The sequence below is a fragment of the Thiohalorhabdus denitrificans genome, assembly GCF_001399755.1.
GTDB lineage: Bacteria > Pseudomonadota > Gammaproteobacteria > Thiohalorhabdales > Thiohalorhabdaceae > Thiohalorhabdus > Thiohalorhabdus denitrificans.
In genome coordinates this window covers 54,974-72,733 of the sequence record NZ_LJCP01000006.1, presented here as the reverse complement: position 1 = coordinate 72,733, position 17,760 = coordinate 54,974, and the positions used below count along the sequence as shown (strand labels likewise).

19 protein-coding genes are annotated in these 17,760 nt (G+C 66.2%); 17 read left to right on the top strand and 2 right to left on the bottom strand.

The annotated features are described in order from the left end of the window. Window positions 1-42 precede the first annotated feature (42 nt). Entirely contained in the window at window positions 43-1,140 is a 1,098-nt protein-coding gene (dnaN, locus tag AN478_RS01815; RefSeq protein WP_074471341.1) for a DNA polymerase III subunit beta, read from the bottom strand. Window positions 1,141-1,176: 36 nt separating this feature from the next. Further along, window positions 1,177-2,529: a chromosomal replication initiator protein DnaA gene (gene dnaA / locus AN478_RS01810; protein ID WP_054964918.1), complete on the bottom strand. Its 1,353-nt coding sequence runs from the start codon at window positions 2,527-2,529 to the stop codon at window positions 1,177-1,179. A 493-nt stretch (window positions 2,530-3,022) separates the two neighbouring features. On the opposite strand from dnaA, the gene rpmH reads away from it, so the two are divergent. The 17 genes from rpmH to AN478_RS01725 all read left to right on the top strand — a co-directional run bounded on the left by rpmH (window position 3,023) and on the right by AN478_RS01725 (window position 17,671). After that, window positions 3,023-3,157, top strand: a complete 135-nt coding sequence (rpmH, locus tag AN478_RS01805) for a 50S ribosomal protein L34 (RefSeq protein WP_054964917.1) — start codon at window positions 3,023-3,025, stop codon at window positions 3,155-3,157. A gap of 125 nt (window positions 3,158-3,282) precedes the next feature. Further along, window positions 3,283-3,570, top strand: a complete 288-nt coding sequence (gene rnpA / locus AN478_RS01800; protein ID WP_231627325.1) for a ribonuclease P protein component — start codon at window positions 3,283-3,285, stop codon at window positions 3,568-3,570. Further along, entirely contained in the window at window positions 3,560-3,772 is a 213-nt protein-coding gene (gene yidD, locus AN478_RS01795; RefSeq protein WP_054964915.1) for a membrane protein insertion efficiency factor YidD, read from the top strand. The genes rnpA and yidD overlap by 11 nt, the downstream gene beginning before the upstream one ends. Before the next feature lie 47 nt (window positions 3,773-3,819). Then, on the top strand, window positions 3,820-5,514 hold the full coding sequence (gene yidC / locus AN478_RS01790) for a membrane protein insertase YidC (RefSeq protein WP_054964914.1): 1,695 nt from the start codon (window positions 3,820-3,822) through the stop codon (window positions 5,512-5,514). Next, a complete protein-coding gene (gene mnmE / locus AN478_RS01785) occupies window positions 5,490-6,827 on the top strand; it encodes a tRNA uridine-5-carboxymethylaminomethyl(34) synthesis GTPase MnmE (RefSeq protein ID WP_231627309.1) in 1,338 nt (445 codons plus the stop codon). The genes yidC and mnmE overlap by 25 nt, the downstream gene beginning before the upstream one ends. Before the next feature lie 2 nt (window positions 6,828-6,829). Beyond that, window positions 6,830-8,695: a tRNA uridine-5-carboxymethylaminomethyl(34) synthesis enzyme MnmG gene (mnmG, locus tag AN478_RS01780; protein WP_054964912.1), complete on the top strand. Its 1,866-nt coding sequence runs from the start codon at window positions 6,830-6,832 to the stop codon at window positions 8,693-8,695. A gap of 85 nt (window positions 8,696-8,780) precedes the next feature. Next, complete coding sequence (locus AN478_RS01775; protein WP_054964911.1) at window positions 8,781-9,560, top strand: ParA family protein; 780 nt, start codon at window positions 8,781-8,783, stop codon at window positions 9,558-9,560. After that, window positions 9,557-10,447 carry a ParB/RepB/Spo0J family partition protein gene (locus tag AN478_RS01770; RefSeq protein ID WP_054964910.1) on the top strand — a complete coding sequence of 297 codons (891 nt, stop codon included), beginning with the start codon at window positions 9,557-9,559 and terminating at the stop codon, window positions 10,445-10,447. The genes AN478_RS01775 and AN478_RS01770 overlap by 4 nt, the downstream gene beginning before the upstream one ends. A 166-nt stretch (window positions 10,448-10,613) precedes the next feature. Further along, window positions 10,614-11,003, top strand: coding sequence for an ATP synthase subunit I (locus tag AN478_RS01765; protein WP_054964909.1), 390 nt, complete (start codon window positions 10,614-10,616; stop codon window positions 11,001-11,003). 100 nt (window positions 11,004-11,103) lie between these two features. Beyond that, entirely contained in the window at window positions 11,104-11,859 is a 756-nt protein-coding gene (atpB, locus tag AN478_RS01760) for a F0F1 ATP synthase subunit A (protein ID WP_054965153.1), read from the top strand. Between the two features lie 49 nt (window positions 11,860-11,908). Then, window positions 11,909-12,163 (top strand): F0F1 ATP synthase subunit C, encoded by a 255-nt coding sequence (atpE, locus tag AN478_RS01755; protein ID WP_054964908.1) that lies wholly within the window; start codon window positions 11,909-11,911, stop codon window positions 12,161-12,163. 75 nt (window positions 12,164-12,238) lie between these two features. Continuing rightward, window positions 12,239-12,709, top strand: a complete 471-nt coding sequence (locus AN478_RS01750; protein WP_054964907.1) for a F0F1 ATP synthase subunit B — start codon at window positions 12,239-12,241, stop codon at window positions 12,707-12,709. A 10-nt stretch (window positions 12,710-12,719) separates the two neighbouring features. Next, window positions 12,720-13,256 (top strand): F0F1 ATP synthase subunit delta, encoded by a 537-nt coding sequence (locus AN478_RS01745; protein WP_054964906.1) that lies wholly within the window; start codon window positions 12,720-12,722, stop codon window positions 13,254-13,256. 28 nt (window positions 13,257-13,284) lie between these two features. Continuing rightward, entirely contained in the window at window positions 13,285-14,826 is a 1,542-nt protein-coding gene (gene atpA, locus AN478_RS01740) for a F0F1 ATP synthase subunit alpha (RefSeq protein ID WP_054964905.1), read from the top strand. A gap of 27 nt (window positions 14,827-14,853) precedes the next feature. Next, window positions 14,854-15,717 carry a F0F1 ATP synthase subunit gamma gene (gene atpG, locus AN478_RS01735; protein WP_054964904.1) on the top strand — a complete coding sequence of 288 codons (864 nt, stop codon included), beginning with the start codon at window positions 14,854-14,856 and terminating at the stop codon, window positions 15,715-15,717. Between the two features lie 48 nt (window positions 15,718-15,765). Further along, a complete protein-coding gene (gene atpD / locus AN478_RS01730; protein WP_054964903.1) occupies window positions 15,766-17,166 on the top strand; it encodes a F0F1 ATP synthase subunit beta in 1,401 nt (466 codons plus the stop codon). A gap of 79 nt (window positions 17,167-17,245) precedes the next feature. Further along, complete coding sequence (locus AN478_RS01725; RefSeq protein WP_054964902.1) at window positions 17,246-17,671, top strand: F0F1 ATP synthase subunit epsilon; 426 nt, start codon at window positions 17,246-17,248, stop codon at window positions 17,669-17,671. Window positions 17,672-17,760: the final 89 nt, after the last annotated feature.

Here is a 17,760-nt window from a genome sequence, read left to right as displayed (position 1 = left end):
GCCTTGCATCTGGCCTTCCTCGCGACGTTTTTCACCGCCCTGCTAGAGGCGCATGGGCATGACGACGTACTTAACCGAGGTATCGTCCGGGGCCATGATCAGGCAGCTGGACTGGGCGTCCCAAACGTGGATGACCACCTCCTCGGTGGGCAGTGCGCCCATGGCCTGCTGCAAGTACTCCACGTTGAAGCCGATCTCCAGGGACTCGCCGTCGTAGGTGACGGGAACCTCCTCCGCGCCCTGGTCCTGGTCGGGGTTCTCCGCGGAAAGCTCCAGGACCCCCTCCCGACAGGAAAGGCGAATGCCGTGGGTCTTGCGGTTGGACAGGATGGCGATCCGCCGCAGGGCCTGCTGGATGGTCTTGCGGTCGCCGATGACCCGGTTGCCGTTGGCCTCCGGGATGACGCGCCGGTAGTCGGGGAACTTCCCTTCAATGAGCTTGGAGGTGAAGGTCACCCCGGGAAGCCGGAACCGCACGTGGTTGGCGGTGAAGCCCACCGTGATGGGGTCCTCGGTGTCGTCCAGGAGGCGCTCCAGCTCCTGGACCCCCTTGCGGGGCAGGATCACCCGGGTCTCCTCGCTGGTGGCATCCACCTCGCGATCCATGAGGGCGAGGCGATGGCCGTCGGTGGCCACCGCGCGCAGGTTGGCCTCGTTCCACTCGAGAAGGACCCCGTTCAGGTAGTAACGCACGTCGTCGCGGGCCATGGCGAAGGAAGTCCCCTCGAGCAGGGCCTTCAGGGCCCCCTGGGGGATGCTCACCTCGCGCTGGTAGGCGTCCAGCTCCAGGCGCGGGAAGTCCTCGGGCTGCAGGCCTGCCAGGCGGTAGCGGCCGCGGCCGGCCTGCACAGTGACCCCGGTTTCGTCCTGGAAGACCTGCACTTGCGTTCCGTCCGGCAAGGAGCGGGCGATATCTAGGAACTTCCGGGCCGGCACGGTAGCCGTGCCGGCCTCCTCCACCTCGCCGGGAAACCCGGCCTGGAGCTCCACCTCCAGATCGGTACCCGTCAGCGCCACCTCCCCGTCTCCGGCCCGCACATGCAGGTGGCCCAGGATGGGCAGGGTCTGGCGGCTCTCCACGACGGACGCCGCGGGATTCAGGCCCGCGAGTAGATCCTCCTTGGCACACCGAAACCGCACTGGCTCCCCCTCAGACGTGGCGATGGGCCCCGACGGTCAGCCCGTCAGGACCCGTTTCAGGTTGTTGAGGTCCTCGCGCAGGCGAGGGTCCTCCCGTTCCCGCTCCTCCACCTTCCGGCAACCGTACAGGACCGTGGTGTGGTCCCGCCCGCCGAAGGCGTCCCCGATCTCGGGGAGGCTGTGGTCGGTCAGTTGCTTGGCCAGCGACATGGCCACCTGCCGGGGCGCGGCGATGGCCCGCGAGCGCTTCTTGGACCGCATGTCCGCCACCCGGATGTTGTAGTAATTGGCCACCACCTTCTGGATGTTCTCGATGGTAATCAGCCGGGTCTGCATCTCCAACAGGTCCGCCAGGGCCTCCTTGGTAAGGTCCATGTCGACGTGCCGGCCCAGGAAGCGGGCATGGGCCACCACGCGGTTGAAGGCCCCCTCCAGGTCGCGGACGTTGGACTGGATGCGCTCGGAAATGAAGAAGGCCACCTCCTCCGGCAGATCCACCCCACTGGAGGCGGCCTTGCGCATGAGGATGGCCATGCGCGTCTCCAGCTCCGGGGGTTCGATGGCCACGGTGAGCCCCCAGCCGAAGCGGGAACGCAGGCGCTCCTCCAGGCCTTCCACCTCCTTGGGATAGCGGTCGCAGGAGATGCCGATCTGGCTGTTTAGGTCCATGAGGGTGTTGAAGGTGTGGAAGAGCTCCTCCTGGGTGCGATCCTTGCCGGCGAAGAACTGGATATCGTCGATCAGGAGCACGTCCAGGCTGCGGTAGCGCTGGTTGAAGTCTTCGATGGCGTTGTGCTGGATGGAACGCACCATCTCGTTCACGAACCGATGGGCGGTGATGTAGCGCACCTTGGCCTCGGAATCGTGCTGCCGAACCTGGTTGCCGATCGCCTGCATCAGGTGGGTCTTGCCGAGGCCGGTGCCCCCATAGATGTACAGGGGGTTGTAGGCACCGCCGGGGTTCTCGGCCACCTGTCGGGATGCGGCCAGGGCCAACTGGTTGGACTTCCCCTCCACGAAGGTCTCGAAGGTGAACTGCGGGTCGAGCATGTCCCGCGACCGCCCGGTGCCCCGCGAAGCCGGGGCCTTCTCACGGGGCGCCTGCGCCCGGGGCTCGGGGGAGGAGGCCTCCGCCTCGGGGACCGCGACCTCAGCCACTTCCAGCTCCACGGCCAAACGTCCCTCCCCGAAGTGCTCCACCAGCTCGGCGATGCGTCCCAGGAACCGCTCCCGGATCCAATCGTAGAAAAAGCGGTTGCTCACTCGCAGGTGAAGGCGCTCCTCGCCCTCCTCGGCCTGAATGGGCCTGATCCAGGTATTGAACTGCTGCGAGGAGAGCTCCTCGCTCAGGCGTTCCAGACACAGCTTCCATACGGCCGATTGCGCCAACTAAGGCCCCCACTCGCGCGTTCCCAGCGTCTGTTCCATCGAGGAGGAAGATTCTAACCCAAATGGGCAGGGCCGGGTCGAATGCCTGTCGGTGGACTCCCTGGGGAAATCCCGTGAACGACGGTGGAAAAATAGACCATCTATCCCCAGGCAGGTCCGATCGCACGGATCGCTCCCCGTTTTGTCCCGGTGCGCTCCCCGGGGTATTCCCAAAGGCTACCCACAAGCCGGAACCGAGGAAAACGTCCCGATTTGAACGGTCTTTCCGTTTTCTCCACACACCGAGGCGGACTCTAATAAGTAATAACAAGCCGTAAAAAAAAACTACAATTACTACTCTTGGTTATAGGCCTCGCACCGGGTCCAACCGCCAGGCCGCTGGCCCGCAATTGACAGGCTCCACGCCGGGGCAGTATCTTTATCGCTTTTTTGGACGGTTTTTCCTGGGGGCTCCCTGGGAGCTCCTCTCCAAACGAATCCGCGGAGCGCACCAATGAAGCACACCTTTCAGCCCAGCAATATCCGCCGCAAGCGTCGGCACGGATTCCGTGCCCGGATGGCCACCAAGGGCGGCAAGCGCGTCCTCAAGCGCCGTCGCGCCAAGGGCCGGAAGCGGCTGACCCCCTGAACCGCGAGCGAGGCCCTGTTCCCGGTGGGAAAGACCCCAGCGGCACTACCCTCTGGAGCGGCCGGTCCTTGAGCTTTGGCTTCCCCCAGGCGGCCCGGATCAAGAAGCCCCGCGAATTCCAGCGGGTGTTCAAGGGGGGAACCAAAACGGTGGGGCGGTTTTTCGTGGTCTTCGCCCTGGAGCACGCTGAGGCCCGGCCTCGACTGGGCCTGGCGGTGGGCCGCAAGGTCGGAAACGCTGTATTTCGCAACCGGACCAAACGCATCGTCCGGGAGAGCTTCCGGCACCACCAGGAAAGCCTCGGTGGACTGGATTTGGTGGTCGTAGCCAGGGGCTCGGCGGCTCGAGGAAGCCCGCGGCAGCTTACCGAAGACCTCGCCGCATGCTGGAGGAGGGTCGCCCATGATCGGTAGGTTCCTGGTATTGATCATCCGTGGCTACCGGTGGCTGATCAGCCCCTTCCTCGGGCCCCACTGCCGTTTCCACCCCACCTGCAGCAGCTACGCCATTACCGCCCTGGAACGCCACGGCCCTTTCAAGGGTAGTTGGCTCGCTCTGCGGCGCCTCCTTCGCTGTCACCCTTTCCATCCCGGGGGAGACGATCCGGTGCCCTAGGCCCCGCTGGAGGCGGGCCCCCATTCTTCCACCATCGTGAAAGATCCATGGATACAAAGCGCTTCCTCCTCGCCATCGGTTTAACCCTGATCATCCTTTGGCTCTACCAGTCGTGGCTGGAGTACCAGTACCCCGACTACTACGCCCAGGTGGAGCAGGAGGAGGGGCAGGACCCTACCGAGGGAGGCGCTGAGAGCGGGGCGCAGGAACGCTCCCCGGCCACACCGGAAGCCGGGGAGCGAAACGAGACTCCCTCCATGGGTTCGGCCCAGAACGGACAGCCCTCCGCTCCGCAGCCCGCCCGCACTAGGGGTCCCACCCGGGGGGTGACGGTTAACACGGATGTACTCCGGGTCTCCTTCTCATCCGGAAGCGGGGACCCCGTGGCCGCCTCGCTTCAGGGCTATCGCCAGGAGGACGACCCCGACTCCGCCCCGGTTGAGGTGCTGAAGGAGCAGGGGAGTTGGCGGGTGATCGGCCAGACCGGGTGGCTTTCCGGCGTAGGCGAGGCCCCGAACCATCAGGCGGAATTCGAGGGTCCCGACGAGGGCTCCCTGTCTCTTGGGGAGGGCGAGGACACCCTAACGGTGACCTATACCCGCCGGGAGGGGGAGCTGGAGTTCCGCAAGAGCTACCGCTTCGAACGCGGATCCTACGTTGTCCCGGTCGAATACACCGTGGTCAACCAGGGCGAGGACGCCTGGACCGGCCACGTCTACGGCCAACTGCGCCAACAGGGCACTAAGGGTCAGGGCAACTGGCTGCTCGGGAATTTCTTCTACCACGGGCCGGTGCTTTTCACCGCCAACGCCATGCAGACGTTCCCCCTCACCGAACTGGAGGAACGGGCCCAGAACACCTTCCGTGACCAGGATCCCGCTGGGTGGAGTGGGATCATGTCCCGGTACTTCATGGCCGCGTGGATACCCGCCGAGCAGGAAGGGAACACCTTCTACGCCCGGTCGTCCAATGGGGATCTGTTCGCGGGCTACACCGCGCCCTTCCCCCGGGTGGGCGGCGGTGAGGAGTCCTCGGTCCGGCAGTTCCTCTTCCTCGGGCCCAAGGAACAGAGCATCCTGGAGCAGGTGGGGGAGAACCGGAACCTCCGGCGGTCCGTGGATTACGGCATCCTGTCCTTCCTGGCGGTGCCCCTGTTCGAGACCCTGCGCTTCTTCCATGGGCTGGTGGGGAACTACGGCTTTGCCATCATCCTCGTGGTCCTGGTGATCAAGATCGTCTTCTATCCGTTGTTCACCATGAGCTACCGGGCTATGGCGAAGATGCGGAAGGTTCAGCCCGAACTGCAGCGGTTGCGGGAGCAGTACGGGGATGATCGCCAAAAGCTCAACGAGGAAATGATGCGCCTGTACCGGGAGGAGAAGGTCAATCCGCTCGGCGGGTGCCTTCCGATCCTGGTGCAGATACCGGTCTTCATCAGCCTGTACTGGGTGCTCCTGGAGAGCGTGGAAATCCGCCATGAGCCCTTCATGCTCTGGATCACGGACCTAACCAGCCAGGATCCCTTCTACGTGCTGCCCATCCTCATGGGTGCCTCCATGGTGGTCCAGCAGCTCCTGAATCCGGCGCCCCTGGATCCGATCCAGAAGAAGGTGATGCTGGCCCTGCCGGTGGTCTTCACCGTCTTCTTCATGCAATTTCCGGCCGGCCTCGTACTCTACTGGCTGTCCAACAACCTCCTATCGATCGCGCAGCAATGGTGGGTGATGCGGAAAATCACGTAGCGGGACGGACCATCGCCGCCATCGCCTCGCCCCCGGGGCGGGGCGGGGTGGGGGTGGTCCGCGTCTCCGGTCCCCTGGCCCAGGCCATCGGGCTGACGGTATCCGGGCGCGGGGATCTGCAGCCGCGCTATTGCCACTTCGCCACCTTCCGGGATTCCCGCGGCGAGCCTCTGGATCAGGGGCTCGTCGTTTTCTTTCCGGGTCCCCGTTCGTTTACGGGCGAGGATGTGGTGGAGCTGCACGGCCATGGTGGTCCGGCCGTGCTCAACGGGATCCTGCAGGCCGCCTTTGACGCCGGGGCCGAGGCCGCCGAGGCCGGGGAGTTTACCCGACGTGCCTTCCTGAACGACCGCATGGATCTGTCCCAGGCCGAGGCGGTAGCGGAGCTCATCGAGGCGGATTCCCTGGCCGGAGCGCGGGCCGCGCTCCGGTCCCTGGAAGGGGAGTTCGGGCGTCAGGTGGAACAGCTTGCCGAGGAGCTGGCTGATCTTCGTGTCTTTGTCGAAGGTTCCCTGGATTTTCCCGACGAGGACGTGGACTTTCTGGCCACGGGGGATGTGGACGGTCGGCTCTCAGCGGTACGGGAGCGGCTTACCCGGCTTCGGGAGCGTGCCTCCACGGGGGTCCGGCTGTCGGAGGGGTTCCTGGTGGTCCTGGCCGGCCGCCCCAACGCCGGCAAGTCCAGCCTGCTGAACTGCCTAGCCGGGCGGGAGTCCGCCATCGTCACCGAGCGCGCCGGCACCACCCGCGATATTCTCCGGGAAAAGGTGGCCCTGGATGGGTTCCACGTGGAACTGGCCGACACCGCAGGGCTCCGGGAGACCGATGACCCCGTGGAACGCGAGGGGGTACGGCGTGCCCGGGATCTGGTGGAGCGTGCCGACCTGGTCTTTTTTCTCGTGGATAGCCAGCAGGGCTGGACCTCGGAGGACGCACGGGAATGGGGCCGCCTCCCCGAGGACCGGCGGGTGGCCCTGTGGACGAAGGCCGACCTCGACGCCGCCGAGGGTGCCCCGGCCATCTCCTGTACCGGGGAGCCCGGCGTCGGGCCCCTGGAAGAGGAGCTGCGCAGGCGGCTTCCCCTGCAGGGCGGGGGCGATGCCCTGGGGGCACGGCAACGCCACCTCGAGGTGCTGGACCGGGTGGCAACGGAACTGGCCAGCGCCGCCGGGACCCTGCAAAACTATGGCAGCGGCGACCTAGTCGCCCAGGACCTACGACGCGCCCACGAGGCCCTGGGAGAGATCACCGGACGGGTCCATTCCGACGACCTCCTGGGGCGGATCTTCGCTACCTTCTGTATCGGTAAATAGCCATGGAACCCTATGACGTCCTGGTCGTCGGCGGCGGCCACGCCGGAACCGAAGCCGCGGCCGCCGCTGCGCGGATGGGTGTTCGCACCCTCCTGGTTACCCAGAACCTCGACACCATCGGGCAGATGTCGTGCAACCCGGCCATCGGCGGCCTCGGGAAGTCCCACCTCGTTCGCGAGGTGGACGCCCTGGACGGCATCATGGGCCGGGCCGCGGATCGCGCCGCCATCCAGGTTCGGGTCCTTAATCGGCGCAAGGGGCCTGCTGTCCGAGCCACCCGGGCCCAGGCCGACCGGCTGGCCTACCGCCGTGCCGTGCAGGAGGCGCTGTTCGCCCAGCCGGGGCTGGAAGTGCTGCAGGGGGATGTGGAGCAGCTGTGGCTGGAAGGGGAACGGGTTCGCGGCATCATCCTGGCCGGGGACCAGCGCCTTGAGGCGCGCAACGTGGTCTTGACCACGGGGACCTTCCTGGCAGGCCGCGTCCATATGGGTCGGGAGCAGCATTCGGCGGGGCGGGCCGGGGAGGCGCCTTCCATGGGCCTCGCGGATTGGCTACGCGCGCAGGGGTTCCACGTGGAACGGCTTAAGACGGGAACCCCTCCTCGGCTGGACGGACGGTCCATCGACTGGACTCGGGTTACCCCGCAGCCCGGAGAAGAACCCCTCCCGCGGATATCCTTCATGCCCACGGGGGAACCCCTTCCACAGGTACCGTGCCACCTAACCCACACGAACGCCGAGACCCACCGGGTGGTCCAGGGGGCCCTGGCGGAATCGCCCATCTACTCGGGGGTCATCGAAAGCGCGGGGCCACGCTACTGCCCCTCCATCGAGGACAAGGTGGTGCGCTTCGCCGACCGCGACGCCCACACCGTCTTCCTGGAGCCCGAGGGCCTGCACACCCCGGAGGTCTATCCCAACGGCATCTCCACCTCCCTACCGCGGAAGGCGCAGCAGGAGGTGGTGGCAACCATCCCTGGCCTGGAGCAGGCGCGCATCACACGCTACGGCTACGCGATCGAGTACGATTACCTTGACCCGCGCCAGTTGGAGCCGACCCTGCAGCTACGGGAGGTGGACGGCCTTTTTCTGGCCGGCCAGATAAACGGCACCACCGGGTACGAGGAGGCCGCCGCGCAAGGCTTGTTGGCGGCCACCAACGCCGCCCTGGCCGCCCAGGAGCGTCCGGGCTGGTATCCCGGCCGGGACGAGGCCTATCTGGGCGTGCTTATCGACGACCTGGTAACCCGGGGGGTCGATGAACCCTACCGCATGCTGACTTCCCGGGCCGAGCATCGGCTCCTGCTGCGGGAAGACAACGCCGACACCCGGCTGACCCCGACCGGAAGGGAGCTGGGTCTGGTGGGGGAGGAGCGCTGGGGGAGGTTCGCCGAGACCAGCGATTCCCTCCAGACCCTGATGAACGAGCTGGATGCGGCTTGGCTGGACCCCCAGCAGGTGGACGGCGAGCGGGCCGAGGAGATGCTCGGTGGACCCTTTTCCAAGGGGGGTACCCTGGCGGACCTCCTGCGGCGGCCGGAGGTGAACCTGGATGCGGTCGCCACCCTTGCGGGTCGCGAGGACCTGGGGAGGTATCCGGAGGAGGTGCGGAAGCGCGCGGAGATCGAGGTGAAGTACGCGGGCTACATCGAGCGGGACCAGACCCAGAACCGACGCCTGGAGGCGGAGATGGACCGGGCCATCCCGGAGGGGCTGGACTTCGCCGAGGTGCGCGGCCTGTCCAACGAGGTGGTGCAACGCCTGGAGGCCGCACGGCCCCGTACCCTGGCACAGGCCGCCAACGTTCAGGGGGTGACGCCCGCCGCCCTATCCCTCCTGCTGGTTCACAGCAAGCGCCGAGCCGGGTAGCGAAAAGCCTTGGCCTGTCTCAGGGCCGAAGGGTATCCTACCCCGGTTCGTGATGCCCTGTTTCACGTGGAACCAAGGAGCGGGAATGGGCAAGGTAATTGCCGTGACCAATCAGAAGGGGGGGGTGGGAAAGACCACCACCTCGGTCAACCTGGCGGCCGCCCTGGCCGTAGGGGAGCAGCGGGTCCTGGTGGTGGATATCGACCCGCAGGGCAACGCCACCATGGGCCTTGGTTACGATAAGAAGGCCCAGGAAACCACCGTCTACCAGGTCCTGATGGGGGAGGTTCCGGCCCAGGAAGCTGTCCTGAGCGCCGCCCAGGAAGGGCAGGGCGGACCGGACCTCATCCCGAGCAACAGCAACCTTTCCGGCGCGGAGATCGAGCTGGTGGACCAGGACAGCCGGGAGCGGCGGCTGCGCCGGGCCTTGGCGGACGTCCAGGACCAGTACGATTACATCCTCATCGATTGCCCACCCTCCCTGAACCTGCTGACGGTGAACGCCCTGGTGGCGGCCCACAGTGCCCTGATCCCTATCCAGTGCGAGTATTACGCCCTGGAGGGCCTCTCCCAGCTGATGGACGTGATCCAGCGCATCCGGCGCAAGGCCAACCCCGAGCTCCGCATCGAGGGGCTACTGCTCACCATGTACGATAGCCGCAACAACCTGGCCAACCAGGTCTCGGATGAGGTGCGGGAGCACTTCGGGCGCAAGGTCTACGAGACCACCATCCCGCGCAATGTCCGCCTGGGAGAGGCGCCCAGCTTCGGCATGCCCGTGATCTACTACGACGCCCTGTGCCGGGGCTCAGAGTCCTACCTGGACCTTGCCAATGAGCTCATGGACGCCGGGGTGCCGGCATGAGCAAACGCCGTTTGGGACGGGGCCTGGACTCCCTCCTGGGGGATGATTACGAGGAGGCGCCGGAGGCGGCGGAGACCGAGGTGCAGTGGGTGCCGGTGGACATGATCCGGCCGGGCACCTACCAGCCGCGCAAGCAGATGAACGACGACGCCCTCCGGGAATTGGCGGAGTCCATCCGCAGCCAGGGCATCGTCCAGCCCCTGGTGGTCCGGCGCCGGGAAGAGGGCGGGGAGTACGAGCTGATCGCCGGCGAACGCCGCTGGCGGGCGGCCCAGCTGGCCGGGTTCGAGAGCGTGCCGGCCATGATCCGGACCCTGGCCGACGAGCAGGCCCTGGAGATCGCCCTCATCGAGAACATCCAGCGGGAGGAGCTGAACCCGATGGAGGAGGCGCGGGCCTTCGACAGGCTGGTCAGCGAGTTCGACATGACCCACGAGGCCATCGCCGAGCGGGTGGGCCGGAACCGCGCCACCATATCGAACACCCTGCGCCTGTTGCGCCTTCCGGACCCGGTGCACCGGGCCCTGGAGGAGGGCACTCTGCGCATGGGCCACGCCCGCGCCCTGCTCGCCCTGGAGGGGCACGAGCGCCTGGGGGAGGTGGCCCAGGAGGTGGTGCAGAAGGGCATGTCCGTACGAGCGACCGAGGACCGTGTACGCAAGACCCTCCAGGAGGCGGAATCCGGGGAAGGCCAGGAGGCGAAGCCCGGCGGGGCGGTGCGCAAGGATCCGGACATCGAGCGCCTGGAGCAGGACCTCGGCGAGCGCCTGGCCACCCGGGTGCGGATTACCCAGCGAAAGAACCGCGGCAAGCTGGAGATTGAATACACCTCCGTGGACGAGCTGGAGGACATTGTCGCCCGGATCCGCCCGGAGCCCGGCGATTGACTAACGGTGTGCTCTCCCTTAGTATCGCCGCCACCTGAAAGCGGAACGATTCCAATCCGATCGGGGTCGGCCCCGCCCTTCCCGGACGCAAACCGGGCAGGACGAGGCCGAAATTGTTTGCGGCCATCGTCCACCCCGAGCGCGCACCCGACGGATTAAGGGTCCCTTGGACCAGCAACGAGATCTGATCAACCAGACCGGCCGGGTAGTCGCCCGCCAGATCGTTACGGTGGCGGCGGTGGCTGCCCTGGCCTGGTACCTCGGCCGCCCGGACATGGCCAAGGGCCTGGGCTACGGCGGGGGTCTGGCGGCCTTGCTGGCCGCCATGCTCTCCGCCAGCCTCCAGCGGGCGGCGGATCACGCCGGAGAGGGCGGCGCCCGGATCCTCTATCGGGGGGCCGTCGAGCGCTTCGTGGTGGTGGGTGTGGCGGTGATCCTCGCGGCGGCGGTCTGGGAACTGCACATCGGCGGGGTGATCGGGGGCCTAATCATCGCCCACGTCGTCAGCTTCATCGAAGCGGCCAGCCTGTACGGGCCGCGGCGAAAAACCGAATGATTTCCGGGATAGGGGAGCAACGGTGAGCAGCGGGAACGTAGAAGAAACGCATTCCGAAGCCGCATCCCATGGGGCGGAAGCCGCTTCCCATGGGGCGAGCCTGACTCCGGGGGAGTACATCCAGCACCACATCACCAATTGGACCTTCGGTGAAGGGTTCTGGGCGATCAACCTGGACACCATGATCATGTCGATCTTCTGCGGCGTGGTCATCCTCCTCTTCGGGCGCTACATCAAGAACCGCGTCACCGAAGGGGTGCCCCAGGGGAGCCAGAACTTCATGGAGATGGTGGTGGAGTTCGTGAACAAGAACGTGGACGATAACTACCCCGGGCATAACCCGATCGTCGCCCCCATCGCCATCACGGTGTTCCTGTGGATCTTCCTGATGAACTTCTTCGACATCATCCCCGTGGACCTGATCCCGGGGGCGATGGAAGCCATGGGAGCGGACAACTACCGGGCGGTGGCCACCGCGGACCTCAACGTGCCCATGGGCATGGCCCTGGTGATCTTCATCCTCACCATGTACTACAGCTTCAAGACCAAGGGCGGCGAATTCGCCATGGAGTTCGTCACGCACCCCTTCGGCAAGTGGCTCGCCCCCATCAACATCATCATGAAGGCGGTGGAGGAGCTGGCGAAGCCGCTCTCCCTGGGCCTGCGACTGTTCGGCAACCTGTTCGCCGGGGAGCTCATCTACCTCTTGATCGCCGCCCTGATCCCGTGGTGGCTCCACTGGCTGGGTGGCCTGCCCTGGACCATCTTCCACGTCCTGGTCATCGTGCTGCAGGCCTTCATCTTCATGGTCCTGAGCATCGTATACCTGGCCATGGCAGTCTCGTCTGACCATTAACCGGTTTTTGTTTCCCACTCTTACAGCTCGCTAACTGCAGGAGGATTCGATGGAACCTGCCACCATCATCACCGCCGCTACCGCCATCGCCGTTGGAATCATTCTGGGTGCCGCCGGCCTGGGCTCCGCCCTCGGCTGGGGCATGATCACCTCCAAGGCCCTGGAGGGGATCGCCCGCCAGCCCGAGATGCGGCCCCAGCTGCTGACCAACACCTTCATCTTCGCCGGCCTGATGGAGTCCTTCCCGTTCATCGTGCTGGCGCTGGCCCTGTGGTTCGTCTTCGCCAACCCGTTCCTCGGCTAAGCGACGGGCCAGGCTACCGGGCGGCGTAGTGGCCGCCCGGCCCCGAATTTCGGGACCAACCATAGGGGAAAGACCTTGAATCTGAATCTGACCCTGATCGGCCAGGCGATCACCTTCGTGGTCTTCATCTGGCTGTTCCAGCGGTATGTCTACGCCCCCATCAACGCGGCCCTGGCCAACCGGCAGAAGAAGATCCAGGAAGGCCTCGAGGCCGCCGAACGGGGCGAGAAGGAGCAGGAGCTCGCCGAGAAGCGCGCCAAGGAGACCATCGCCGAGGCCAAGGAAAAGGCCCAGGAGATGGTGAGCGCGGCCGAGCGCCGGGCCAACGAGATCCGGGAGGAGGCCGCGGGCGAGGCCCGTCAGGAGGCCGAACGGATCCTTGCCAATGCCCGGGACGAGGCCGAGCAGGAAATGAACCGGGCGCGGCAAGAGCTGACCCAGCGCGTTGCGGACTTGGCGGTGGAAGGCGCCGAGAAGATCCTCGAGCGGGAGATCGACGCGAGCGCCCACTCCGAGGTCCTCGACCGCGTGGTGCAGCGCCTGTAAGGAGGGCCCCATGGCTGACGCCAATACCATCGCCCGGCCCTACGCGGAGGCGATCTTCGAGCTGGCCCAAAGCAAGGGAACCTTCGCGGAGTGGGAGGACACCCTCACCCTCCTGGCCGCGATCGCGGAGGACCCGAGCATGCAGCGCATGCTGGGCAACCCCAAGGTGAGCAAGGAGCGCCAGGAGGAGGTGTTCCGCTCCGTGGGGGGCGACCGCCTGGATCAGGCGGGCACCCGGCTCCTCGACACCCTGTTCGCCAATGATCGAGTGGCTTTTCTCCCCGACATCCTGGAGATCTACCGGGACTTGCGGCGCAGCGCCGAAGGCGAGGTCCACGCGGAGGTGACGGCCGCCGCTCCCCTCGACGAGGAGGCGGAAAAGGCCATTGCCAGCCAGCTGGAAAAGCGCTTTGGTAAGAAGGTTAGCGTGGAAAGCCGGGTGGACGAGTCGCTCATGGCGGGGCTAGTGATCCGTGCGGGAGACATGGTGATCGACGGCTCCGTCCGGGGCGGGCTGGAACAGCTCCGTAACCAATTGAAAGCCTGAACAGGCCGCGAGGATAGGGGATCTGACGGTGCAACTGAACACCTCGGAAATTAGCGAACTCATTCGCAAGCAGATCGAGGGCTTCGAGCAGGACCTCGAGGCCCGGAGCGAAGGCACGGTGGTGGCCGTCCAGGACGGCATCATCAAGGCCCACGGCATCGAGGACGTCATGCAGGGGGAGATGCTCGAATTCCCCAACAACACCTACGGCATGGCGCTGAACCTCGAGCACGACGCGGTGGGCGGCGTGGTCCTCGGCGACTACACCCACATCCGCGAAGGGGACACGGTCAAGGCCACCGGCCGGATCATGGAAGTCCCCGTGGGCGAGAACATGGTGGGCCGCGTGGTAAACCCCCTCGGCCAGCCCATTGACGGCAAGGGCCCCATCGAGGCCTCCGGCCACGAGCCCATCGAGAAGATCGCGCCCGGCGTGATTGCTCGTGAGGGCGTGGATCAGCCCCTGCAAACCGGTATCAAGGCCCTCGATGCCATGGTGCCCGTCGGCCGGGGTCAGCGTGAGCTGATCATCGGCGACCGCCAGACCGGCAAGACCGCCGTGGCGGTGGACACCATCATCAACCAGAAGGGCACCGGGGTTACCTGCATCTACGTCGCCGTCGGCCAGAAGGCCTCCTCTGTGGCGCAGGTGGTGGCCAAGCTGGAGGAAGAGGGCGCCATGGACCACACCATCGTGGTCGCGGCGAACGCCTCGGAATCCGCCACCATGCAGTACATCGCCCCGTACGCCGGTTGCTCCATGGGCGAGTACTTCCGCGACCGCGGCCAGGACGCCCTGATCGTCTACGATGACCTGACCAAGCAGGCCTGGGCCTACCGCCAGGTCTCCCTGCTGCTTCGCCGGCCTCCCGGCCGCGAGGCGTACCCCGGTGACATTTTCTACCTCCACAGCCGCTTGCTGGAGCGGGCCGCCCGGGTGAACGCCGACTATGTGGAGCAGGCCACCGGGGGCGAGGTGAAGGGCCAGACCGGCTCCCTGACGGCCCTGCCGGTGATCGAGACCCAGGCTGGCGACGTGTCCGCCTTCGTGCCCACCAACGTGATCTCCATCACCGACGGGCAGATCTACCTGGAGTCGGACCTGTTCAACTCCGGCATCCGGCCCGCCATCAACGCCGGCCTCTCGGTGTCCCGCGTGGGCGGCTCCGCCCAGACCGGGCTCATCAAGAAGCTGGCCGGCGGCATCCGTACGGACTTGGCGCAGTACCGCGAGCTGGCCGCCTTCGCCCAGTTCGCCTCCGATCTGGACGAGGCCACCCGGAACCAGATCGAGCGGGGCAAGCGAGTCACCGAGCTCATGAAGCAGGGGCAGTACAAGCCGCTGTCCGTGCCCGAGATGGCCTCCTCCCTCTTCGCCGCGAACGAGGGCTACCTCGACGACGTGGAAGTGGAGAAGGTGGTGGATTTCGAAAAGGCCCTGCATGAGTACATGCATAGCCAGCAGAAGGACCTGCTGGACAAGATGGCCAACGAGCTCAAGCTGACCGACGAGATCACGTCCGGCCTGCATAGCGCCCTGAAGGACTTCAAGGAGAAGCACGCCTACTAAGGCGGGCGACAACGATCGGAGAGCGGGATGCCGAGCTCCAAGGAAATCAAGAAGCAGATCGGCTCCGTCGAGAATACGAAGAAGATTACTTCGGCGATGGAGATGGTCGCGGCCTCCAAGATGCGCAAGGCGGAGGCCCGCATGCACGCCACTCGGCCCTATGCCGAGAAGATGCGGCAGGTGATCGGGCACATCGGCAAGGCCCATCCCGAGTACACCCACCCGTTCATGGAAGAACGGGAGGTGAAGAAGGCCGGGATCATCGTGATCACCTCCGACCGCGGCCTGTGCGGCGGCCTCAATACCAACGCCCTGCGTGAGACGGTGAACCTGATGGGCGATCTCGACGGCAAGGGGATCGGCTATCGGGTCGCCGCCATCGGCAAGAAGAGCCTGCCCCTGCTGAATCGGCTGGGGGTGGACATCATGGCCGAGTCGTCCGAGCTGGGCGATGCGCCGGAGGTGACCGAGATCGCCGGTGCCGCCAAGGTGGTGATGGACGCCTTCATGGAAGGCGAGCTGGACCGGGTCTACCTGGTGTTCAACGAATTCGTGAACACCATGACCCAGAACGTCCGGGCCGAGCAGATCCTGCCCATCACCGGCCTGTCCGAGCCCGATGAGCTCCACTGGGACTACATCTACGAGCCCGAGCCGCAGGAGGTCATCGACGGCCTCATGCAGCGCTACGTGGAATCCCTGATCTTCCATGGGCTGGTGGAGAACATCGCCTCGGAGCAGGCAGCGCGCATGGTTGCCATGAAGAGCGCCTCGGACAACGCCGAGGACCTCATCGAGGACCTCAAGCTGTCCTACAACAAGGCGCGCCAGGCGGCCATTACGGCGGAGCTGGCCGAGATCACATCCGGTGCGGCGGCCCTGGAAGGCTGACGCGGCCGCGGCTACCGAATTCCCAAGCTAGAGGAAGCGGGCACGAAAATGAGCGAATCCACTGGAACTGGCAAGATCGTCCAGATCATCGGCCCGGTGGTGGACGTGGACTTCGGGCAGACGGACATGCCCGAGGTTTACGACGCCCTGGAGCTGGTGGACGGGGACCTGGTCCTCGAGGCCCAGCAGCACACCGGTGACAAGACCGTACGCTGCATCGCCATGGGCTCCACCGACGGCCTCAAGCGCGGCATGGAGGTGAAGGGCACCGGCGCCCCCATCACCGTGCCCGTTGGCGAGAAGACCCTGGGCCGCATGATGGACGTCCTGGGCAACCCCATCGACGAAGCCGGTGAGGTCCCCAAGGACGAGACCGCCCCCATTCACGCCAAGCCGCCGGCCTACGAGGACCTGTCCTCCACCGCCGACATCCTGGAGACGGGCATCAAGGTGATCGACCTCATGTGCCCGTTCGCCCGGGGCGGCAAGGTCGGCCTGTTCGGCGGCGCCGGGGTGGGCAAGACCGTGAACATGATGGAGCTGATCCGGAACATCGCCATCGAGCACTCCGGCTACTCCGTGTTCGCTGGCGTCGGCGAGCGGACCCGCGAGGGCAACGACTTCTACTACGAGATGAAGGAGTCCGAGGTCCTCGACAAGGTGTCCCTGGTGTACGGCCAGATGAACGAGCCGCCGGGGAACCGCCTGCGCGTGGCGCTGACCGGCCTGACCATCGCGGAGAAGTTCCGTGACGAGGGCCGCGACGTGTTGATGTTCATCGACAACATCTACCGTTACTCCCTGGCGGGTAACGAGGTGTCCGCCCTGCTGGGCCGCATGCCGTCGGCGGTGGGTTACCAGCCGACCCTGGCCGAGGAGATGGGCGTCCTGCAGGAGCGCATTACCACCACCAAGACCGGGTCCATTACCTCGGTGCAGGCGGTGTACGTGCCCGCGGACGACCTGACCGACCCGGCGCCGGCCACCACCTTCGCCCACTTGGACGCCACCGTGGTGCTCGCCCGCTCCATCGCTGAGCTGGGCATCTACCCGGCCGTGGATCCCCTGGACTCCACCAGCCGTCAGCTGGACCCTCAGGTCATCGGCCAGGACCACTACGACACGGCCCGCCGGGTGCAGCAGGTGCTGCAGCGGTACAAGGAGCTGCAGGACATCATCGCCATTCTGGGCATGGACGAGCTGTCCGAAGAGGACAAGCTCATCGTGGCCCGGGCGCGGAAGATCCAGCGGTTCCTGTCCCAGCCCTTCTTCGTGGCCGAGGTCTTCACCGGCGCGCCCGGCAAGTACGTGCCGCTGTCCGAGACCATTCGCGGCTTCAAGGGCATCGTCGACGGCGAGTACGACGAACTGCCGGAGCAGGCCTTCTACATGGTCGGCACCATCGACGAGGCGGTGGAGAAGGCCAACTCCCTGAAGAAGGCCAGCTGAGCCACGGCCCGGACGGGTCGGCGGGGGTTGTCCGCCCCCGCCGCGAACGGGCTATATTGAGTAGGGGAGAGAGGGCATCATGGGAATGACCATCCACGTGGATGTTGTTAGCGCCGACCGGGAGATCTATTCCGGCACCAGCGAGATGGTGGTCGCCCCCGCCGAGATGGGCGAGGTGGGCATCATGCCCGGCCACTCCGCCTTCATCACCCGGTTGGTACCCGGGGAGGTGCGGATCCAGCACGAGAGCCGCGACGAGGAGGTGCTATTCGTCTCGGGCGGCTACCTCGAGGTCCAGCCCTCGGTGGTGACCGTGCTGGCGGATACGGCGGAGCGGGCCCCGGACATCGACGCGGCGGAGGCCGAAGCGGCCCAGCGCCGGGCGGAGAAGGCCCTGGAGGAGCAGACCTCCGACATGGAGCTGGCCCGCGCCAAGGCCGAGTTGGCCGAGGCGGCGGCCCGTCTCCGGGTCTATCGCCGGCACCGCGAGCGCGCCGGGGTGTGAGGGCGCTTGCCACGGCTGCGCTGACGACCCGCCGGTTCGTATCGTCGGAGCAGGGGGCGGCCTTCGGGCCGCCCCCTTGTTGTTTGGAG